Origin of the sequence: Pseudoalteromonas neustonica (assembly GCF_001653135.1) — a bacterium.
Classification (GTDB): domain Bacteria; phylum Pseudomonadota; class Gammaproteobacteria; order Enterobacterales; family Alteromonadaceae; genus Pseudoalteromonas; species Pseudoalteromonas neustonica.
The window spans coordinates 175633-183621 of the sequence record NZ_BDDS01000009.1; the positions used below are offsets into that span (position 1 = coordinate 175633).

Annotated in this window: 6 protein-coding genes; 1 reads left to right on the plus strand and 5 read right to left on the minus strand. The window is 40.2% G+C overall.

The genetic code is table 11. The features are described from left to right. Positions 1 to 46: 46 nt before the first annotated feature. From A7967_RS14370 to A7967_RS14385, 4 genes are all read right to left on the minus strand, one after another. Positions 47 to 2380 carry a fatty acid cis/trans isomerase gene (locus A7967_RS14370; RefSeq protein WP_054204936.1) on the minus strand — a complete coding sequence of 778 codons (2334 nt, stop codon included), beginning with the start codon at positions 2378 to 2380 and terminating at the stop codon, positions 47 to 49. A 3-nt stretch (positions 2381 to 2383) separates the two neighbouring features. Further along, the gene (locus tag A7967_RS14375) at positions 2384 to 2746 is read right to left on the minus strand and encodes a hypothetical protein (RefSeq protein ID WP_054204937.1); all 363 of its coding nucleotides are present in this window, start codon (positions 2744 to 2746) and stop codon (positions 2384 to 2386) included. A 116-nt stretch (positions 2747 to 2862) separates the two neighbouring features. Continuing rightward, entirely contained in the window at positions 2863 to 3528 is a 666-nt protein-coding gene (locus A7967_RS14380; RefSeq protein ID WP_054204938.1) for an SDR family oxidoreductase, read from the minus strand. A 441-nt stretch (positions 3529 to 3969) separates the two neighbouring features. Beyond that, positions 3970 to 4770, minus strand: coding sequence for a VOC family protein (locus tag A7967_RS14385; RefSeq protein ID WP_054204955.1), 801 nt, complete (start codon positions 4768 to 4770; stop codon positions 3970 to 3972). Positions 4771 to 5037: 267 nt separating this feature from the next. Here A7967_RS14385 and A7967_RS14390 point away from each other — a divergent pair, with 267 nt between their 5' ends. Further along, positions 5038 to 7110 (plus strand): TonB-dependent receptor, encoded by a 2073-nt coding sequence (locus A7967_RS14390; RefSeq protein ID WP_231659015.1) that lies wholly within the window; start codon positions 5038 to 5040, stop codon positions 7108 to 7110. Between the two features lie 715 nt (positions 7111 to 7825). On the opposite strand, the gene A7967_RS22440 is transcribed toward A7967_RS14390, so the two are convergent. Beyond that, positions 7826 to 7989, minus strand: a 164-nt coding sequence (locus tag A7967_RS22440; RefSeq protein WP_501193728.1) for an EF-Tu C-terminal domain-related protein, incomplete at its 5' end; no start/stop codon positions are given.

The window sequence follows — 7989 nt, forward strand, 5'->3', positions numbered from 1 at the left end:
ATTGTCACTTTAAAGCCTCCCCTTAAAGTGACGCAAATGTTTTAAATTAGCGGTTCTCTAAACGATTATAATCAAACAGTCCATATTCAATCCCTCGATATTGTTTTGCTACTTTGTGCAAAATATCACTGTACAGCCAAAACTCAGGGTTGGTACGACGAATTCCAAACCGGCTTTTTAAAGAGCGATAGTCAGCCTCAACTTGCATCATTGGGAGTAACTGCGCAAATTCAGTCACTTGGTCTTGGTTATTCAAATACCAAATTGCTTCAGGGTAATCACCAATAAAACCAGGCACAATTGTTATTGTGTCTTCGGCAAATGCACGTTGTCCATCTTCATTCAATAAACTCGATATATTAAAGTGTGCATTGTGGTGAATCAAAGTATACGCTTGATGCTCGCCATCTGTTTCTTTTACTAAAACATATGAGACTTGTGGTAATAAATTAATTGCTTTAGCAGGCATTGCGTTCAATTGTTGTAATGGCTCTGGCACTTGGGTGTAATCAAACCGAGGGCTTAATATTGGCTTTAAGGTACTTTTAATTAGCTTATATAATTCATGTTGTTGATCGTTTGTGTTGTACGTAATACCCGTTGGCTGACTAAACTCATCGCCACTTTTAAAGAAGTTAGTTAAACTTGTTGGCGATTTACGATACCAATTAGCTTTTAATTCTTGGCGCTGTTGTTTAGGTAATAATGCTAGAAAGTTTTGCTCTCCCTCTAGGCGTAAAAAGTCCATATACAAACGAGTAAGCAATTGATGACCAACATTTCCATATACATCAAAGCCTGCAACTAACAAGTAGTGAATACGTTCAAATAACGCATAATCAAGCACCCACATTGTTTTTGGTTCTTGCCCTATTAAACCTTTAACGACGGTCGCACTATCGAAATGACGAAAAATTGTTAATGCAGCATTGTTATTGGTATTTTCACCACGCCACAGTAGATCGGTCGTTAAATGCTCGCCATTTTTAAACATTTTATTTGCTAATTTAACCTTTGCTTCTAAGTAAGTACTTTGGCGGTTCGCGTATTTAACCCAACTTGAAATTGGTAATGCATTACTTTCTTCAGCTGCAGGCAGTGCAAGCGCATCTTCATGCTGTAGCAGCATGTGCCCAACCTCTGGCGTGGCAACTTTATCAGGATCTGCAAACGCGACCCAAAAATGATCGTTAATAACATTTAACGCTATTTGACCACGACATACAGGCCCTTTAATAAATCCCATTATAATAAGTTCAGCTTCATCAAGCATAAACTGGTATTTAGATTTCACAGGCATTAAAGCAAATACTTTAAACGGGTTTGATGCGATCTCAGGTTTATAACTAGGCATTGCTGTTACGGTATAATCAGGTTCAATAAACTGCGTATATAAACGGGCAAGCTTTGCGTCATCTAATGCTAAAGGTAAATGGGTTTTTGCTAGAATAGTTGATCGCTCGTGCATTAAACGGTAATAAACGCGATCTACTTTAGGGTCATCGTAGGGGCGACGCGTACTAATCAATTTAATATCTTCACCCGGCGGGGTACTGGAACGCACTAACTTAAAAAAACTTTTATTGTCGTCTTTACTGAAGTAAATATTTGCTAAATACCAGTGTTCAAAAATATAACGCGCAGTCAGTTGGTACTTTAAACTATCTTGGTTTAAAAACTGTTCCCACCGTAAAACCTGCGCTAGCGCTACTTTATCCGGCGCTGGGATATGCGCTACTTTTCCGCCTTCTTTTAGCCACTTTTCTAAGTGTTTAAATTCAGTTTGCGTTATCCCTGGTAATCCATAAGGCATACCAGCATGAGGTTGAGCTTTTGCAAAACGATCAAACTCGCCCATTGTCGTACAGCTCTGTTTGCGATCAAGAGAAAAATCAAATTCCTTACCTAGTACTCCTTCTTTCGGTAACGGTGAGCTCATTTTTAAAAGCAAACTATTATACAGCACACTCCCCGCTAAGTTGGCTTGCTCAGTTTGCGCACGCTCGTTCAATACAGGGGTAAAGTTTTTTTCACGCCACTGCTGCGTATCCGTTGCATCAAAAAGCAATCGACTTGGGTTCAAGGCTAATAAACGCGTGCCATCGTAAACAAGGTCTTTACTTAAGCCTCTATCAATACCTTCTGGCGATGAAAGTTTTAATTGGCAAGGCGCATCATAACAACCATGGCACACTACGCAACGCGTATCTAATAATGGTTTTACATGCTGCAGAAATTCAGCTCCGCTGCCTGTGTTATGTGCAACTATTCGTGGTTGAATCTGTTCTTGGCCAAATATTTCATCGTAATGCGCAGCGCCTAAATAGGCGCAGCCACTCATTACTATTACCAAAAAGCTTACTAATAGAGACTTCTTCATTTTTTACTCGTCCTCATCCCCAAGATCAAACGTCGGCATCATATCCATTTGCGGTGATACAAATGTTTGCCCTGAATCCGTATCAAGCATCGCGCTCAATAGTGGACCGTGCGTTAACGTTAATTGGGCTTGATGTTCGTGGTTAAGTAAGTCTAAAAATAAAGGCGAGCTTGCCTCTAGTTGATAATCAGTAATGCTAATGCCAATACTGCTGTCTTCGCCCGGGTTTTGACACAGCTGGGCTAATACTGTTTCGTCTAATACCACTGTTAACAGTAAGTCGGGGGTTTCTAAATCGCGTGAATTTAACGTGTCATCAAAAAGGAATAACGGGAGGGTTAAATTACTGTTTTGCTCAAGTTCCATGCTCTGCTCTCAAATACTAAAATCGTTGATATGCCAGCATTATAGCAAAAATAATTTATTTAAAGTAAAACTGGCTTTCGATTAAGGAGCCAGTTTTATTTGTTATTGCGCGGTGCTTACCATGGCAAGGTCTCACCATTTGAGTGCCAAAAGCCTCCCGTATTCGTTATGTTTAATTCATTAATCCGCAGTATTAAACGCCCTGCTGCATCCTCAGGAGAAATATCACCTGCAAAATTAACCATTTGTGTTTGTACAAAACCGGGATGAAATAGCCCAACGGCAATTTGCTTGCCTTTCAATTCATGCGCCAAGCTTACTGATGCAGCATTTAGTGCAGCCTTTGACATTCGATAACCTATGTAACCACCCGAGCCGTTATCAGCAATTGAGCCCATACGACTGGTTATCATCGCTACTTTTGCATCAACACTAAGGCAGTTAAGCAACGCATGAGTTACTCTGATTGGTGCAACTGCATTTATCGCTATTTGTTGGTTAATTGTATCAAAATCAATATCAGCTAGAGTTTCATTGTGGAAAACACCTGCATTATTTATCAACACATCAACTTTTTGGCCCTCTAGTTGGTTGCCAAGCGTTTCTATATTAGCTGAATTAGCAACATCTATATTACTGATCACATTTACACCCAAAGCTTTAAGCTCGGCAGTTGGGCTTCGGACCACGGCTGTTACTGCATACCCGAGTGCCAAATATTGCTGACATAAATTAAGACCTATACCGCGGTTTGCGCCTGTGATTACTACGTGCTTTGTCATACGTTTGCTCCAATAAACAATCAATAGGTAAGACTTTGGGGCAAATATAAATAAAAAAAGCACCATGGTGCTTTTTAATAAATTAGATGAGGGCCTACTTACCCTGCGGGGTTGAAATTTGTTCAATCTAGGGGCGATTTAATCGCGGCGCGAGGTTTGGAATCGAGTGAGCTCGATAACTGCTCCTGCGTTATTCTACTGGCTCACATCCATGTCAGAATAAGTAAGAATCGAGCAAAGCTTGTGCGTCCTGCTCACGCCCCTTACTTACCCCCATGTAGGTAAATAGCCCCGAGTCAGAACCCTTTGGGCAGCGCGTGTTTGGCATTTATGCTGCGTTATCGCCTATTTATGGGAAACAGCACACCATAGGCGCTGCTTTGCCTAAAAACCAAACACACAGCAGCAAATTTAACCTCAAAAGATAAACATACCCTACCTTTACTTTATATCATCCGTTGTGGAGGTAATAATCGAAAACACTGCCCCTTGCGGATCTGTGATCACACTAAACCGACCAACGTCAGGAATATCTGTCGGTGGTACACATATTTCTCCTCCGAGTTGCTGTGCGTTTAATGCATAGCTATCACAGTCATCTACAGCTAAATAAATCATCCAGTGCGCTGGAATTTCCGCAGGCCATTCGTCTGTCATTTCAAGCATACCAGCTACAGGCTTACCATCGACTTTAAACAAAGTATAATCCATGTTTTCCATAGGTGTTATTTCACTTTCCCAGCCTAATAATTGACAATAAAAAGCGCGACTTTTTTCACTATTTCTAGTGGCTAATTCATGCCAATATGGCGTATTTAATTCACCTAATCGCTTACTCCCTTTATGCTGATTACCTTGCCAAAGAGCAAAAAGCGCACCTCCGGGTTCGTTTAATAGCACCATACGGCCAGCATCCATTACATCATGGGGGCCAGCAATAATTTCTGCACCGAGTAACTTTGCTTGCTCTGCCACGCTATCAATATTATCGACGGCTATATACGCCAACCAATGGCTTGGTATATCTGATTGGGCTTGATCCACAGGCATTTGGTACATTGCAGCCACGTCATCACCTTGCTTTTGTAGCATGGTGTAATAAAGATCGTCGCCTATAGGTTGATCATCTGCTCCCCAGCCAAATAGCTCAGTGTAAAATGCTTTACCGTTCTTCCAATCAGATGTGCACAATTCTGACCAACAGAAAACACCGTGTGGATGGTTTGTTATTTTATCGCTCATTGTTTTCTCACTCGTGTTATACATATATTAAAGTTAAAGGAGAAAGCTATATTTGCCAACTTTTTATCACCTTTCCTATTTCGCCACTTTAATAGCCACGACATAAACACACAATTAATTATATTAATCACAACAGTTTAGTAAGAAACATTAGAATTAAATTGGTTTCACCTCATTTTCTGCGTAATTCTCGAGATTGATAAAATAAGTAAATGAATGTATAAATACGAACGATTTTTACTACCTATAACAAATAGCGGAATTATTGTGACCTTTAAATATTATTTACCTTTTCTATTAACGCCTTTAGCTACACTTGCTAATCCTCAAACAGATATTGAACGGATCACAGTATCAACAACACGTAGTACGGCACCGGTAAGTACCGTTCCTGCTACCATTAATGTTATTAGCAGTGAAGATATTGCAAAACAACTTGCGCATACCCAAGATTTATCACAAATTCTAGGTAATTTGTTACCTAGTTTTTCACCAAGTCGCCAAAAAATGACTTCTTCTGGTGAGACATTGCGTGGCCGTGAACCGCTCTACATGATTGATGGCGTACCTCAATCAAACCCGCTAAGAAATGGTTCGCGTGATGGTAATACTATTGATCCTGCGATGATAGAACGTATTGAGGTGATAAGCGGTGCCAATGCAATTCAAGGTATGGGTGCCAGCGGCGGTATTATTAATATCATTACTAAAACAACTGGTGAAAATAACCATCATGTGAGCGCAGGCTTTAGCGCGCCAACCGCAGGGGGAAATGATACACAAAGTTATAAAGCGAGTTATATATTTAGCCAAGAAAAAGATGATCTTAGTATCGTTGCGGGCATTTCAACGCGTAGTACCGGCATGTATCGTGACGGTCACGGTGATTTTGTCGGTGTTGATGGCACGCAAGGTGATACTCAAGACTCAACTAGCCTAGATGTGTTTTTTAAAGCTAAATACCAGTTAGATAATGAGCAAAGCATACACGCAATGCTCAACCACTATAAAATTGAAGGCAAGGGAAATTATGCCGCCATTAAAGGTGATCCCGCTAGCAATCTCCCTACTAGCGCTAAAAAAGGTAATGTTGCGGGTAATACGCCGCGTAACCGTGTAACCACAGCCACTGTTGACTATAACCATAATAATTTGGCAAATGGTCAGTTATCTGTCCAAGTGTTTATGCAAGACTTTGCCGCTATGTATGGCGGCGGTATTTTTGCGACTTTCCAAGATCCAGATTACATTGGTGAACTTTTTGACCAATCGCAAAATAAATCACAAAAATTTGGTAGCCGATTCACGTATGCTAAAGATAATTTAGTTGGCAGCAATTTTGATCTTGTTACTGGCCTTGACTTACTTAACGATGAAACCTATCAGGAGCTGGCACAAACAGGCCGTAATTGGGTACCTGAAACCAAATTTACTAATGCAGCGCCTTTCGCGCAATTGCGCTTTGATGGATTTGAAGATTGGACCCTTAACCTTGGCGCACGTTACGAATATGGAAAGTTGAAAATTAATGACTTCACGACCCTAGCCTCATACGGTAGCCAGTTTGTAGAAGGTGGTGACCCTAGTTTTAACGAGTTATTGGGTAACCTTGGTGTGGTTTATAAAGTTACTGATGATTTACGCCTATACGCCAGTTACAGCGAAGGCTTTAGCATGGCTGATGTAGGGCGAGTACTGCGTAGCATTAGCCAACCTGGTTTATCTGTAGAAAGTTTTTTAAACCTTGAACCTGTTATTTCCGACAATCGTGAAATTGGTTTTGAATATTCAAATGATTTATTAAACTTCAAAGCCAGCTATTTTGAGTCGACCTCTAAATTAGGGGCCCGCTTACAACCTAACGCAGATGGTATTTACAGTGTAAAACGTGAGCGGACTGAAATATCAGGCTTCGAGCTTAATGCCCAGTACTACTTAAATGACACCACTACATTTGGAACTAGCTTTGCTGATACGCAAGGTAAATATGATGGTGATGGAGATAATAAAGTAGAAAGCGATTTAGCCGGCAGTAACATTTCACCAACACGTTTAAATTTTTATTGGCAGCAACAATGGTCAAATAATATTGATAGTCGCTTGCAAGTGAGTACCTTATTCGATCGTGACTTTAATACCGGCGGTGAGTTTGATGGTTACACAACGCTAGACTTGTCTGTTAACTATCAAACTGAGCAATTCGGCGCATTTAGTGTGGGTATTGATAACCTTACTGATGAGTTTTATATAACCTATTATGGTCAAACAAATCCATCTGCAACACGTTACTTCTCAGGAACTGGACGTGTTATCAGCGTAAACTGGCAGCTTGGTTTTTAAGCATATACATAACTACTAAATATTAAAAAGAGCACTGCGGTGCTCTTTTTTAATAAATCACAATCTAACACCAATCGGCTTAAATATTTAACCATTCTAACGGACTAAATAAAGCCCTAAATGCGTTAGTAATTTTTCATGTACGACTGCATGGATGCAGGAGGTAGTGCAATGCAGGAGCAATTGCCGAGAACAACTACTACATGTCAAAATTTCTGCCTTGTTATCACTGTATTTATCTTTCGCTATAAATGGTCATTAACTTAACACGATTGGTATAAACGCTTTATCTCCCTCGGATTTTGTGAAATTAAACCCAAGCACCCCAGTAATAAAGTTAACGCCGAGCGACTTAAAACTTACCGCTTAAAGCTTACAGCTCAAATCGCAGGCATTAAAAAAGGCCACCGAAGTGACCTTTTTCTAATAATTAACTTTTAAGTTAATTATTACTCTACGATAGTTGCTACAAAGCACCTACGTCAAAGGTAATAGCGCCACCTTCACATGACGTAAATCGCAGACATTAAAAAACCCGAGACTATGCTCGGGTTTTTTTTAGCATTAATTAGCTAGGCTAACTATTACTCTACAGTAGTTGCTACAAAGCACCTACTGTAGAGTAATAGCGCCACCTTCACATAACGTAAATTTCAGGCATTAAAAAAGGTCACCGAAGTGACCTTTTTCTAATAATTAACTTAAACGTTAATTATTACTCTACGATAGTTGCTACAACACCAGCACCTACAGTACGGCCACCTTCACGGATAGCAAAACGAAGACCTTCATCCATCGCGATTGGCGAGATTAGAGTTACAGTCATCTTGATGTTATCACCAGGCATTACCATTTCTACGCCATCTGGTAACTGTACGT

Coding starts and splice junctions, on each gene's coding strand:
- A7967_RS14370 (WP_054204936.1), bottom strand. CDS start 2,380: ATGAAGAAGTCTCTATTAGTAAGCTTTTTGGTAATAGTAATGAGTGGC.
- A7967_RS14375 (WP_054204937.1), bottom strand. CDS start 2,746: ATGGAACTTGAGCAAAACAGTAATTTAACCCTCCCGTTATTCCTTTTT.
- A7967_RS14380 (WP_054204938.1), bottom strand. CDS start 3,528: ATGACAAAGCACGTAGTAATCACAGGCGCAAACCGCGGTATAGGTCTT.
- A7967_RS14385 (WP_054204955.1), bottom strand. CDS start 4,770: ATGAGCGATAAAATAACAAACCATCCACACGGTGTTTTCTGTTGGTCA.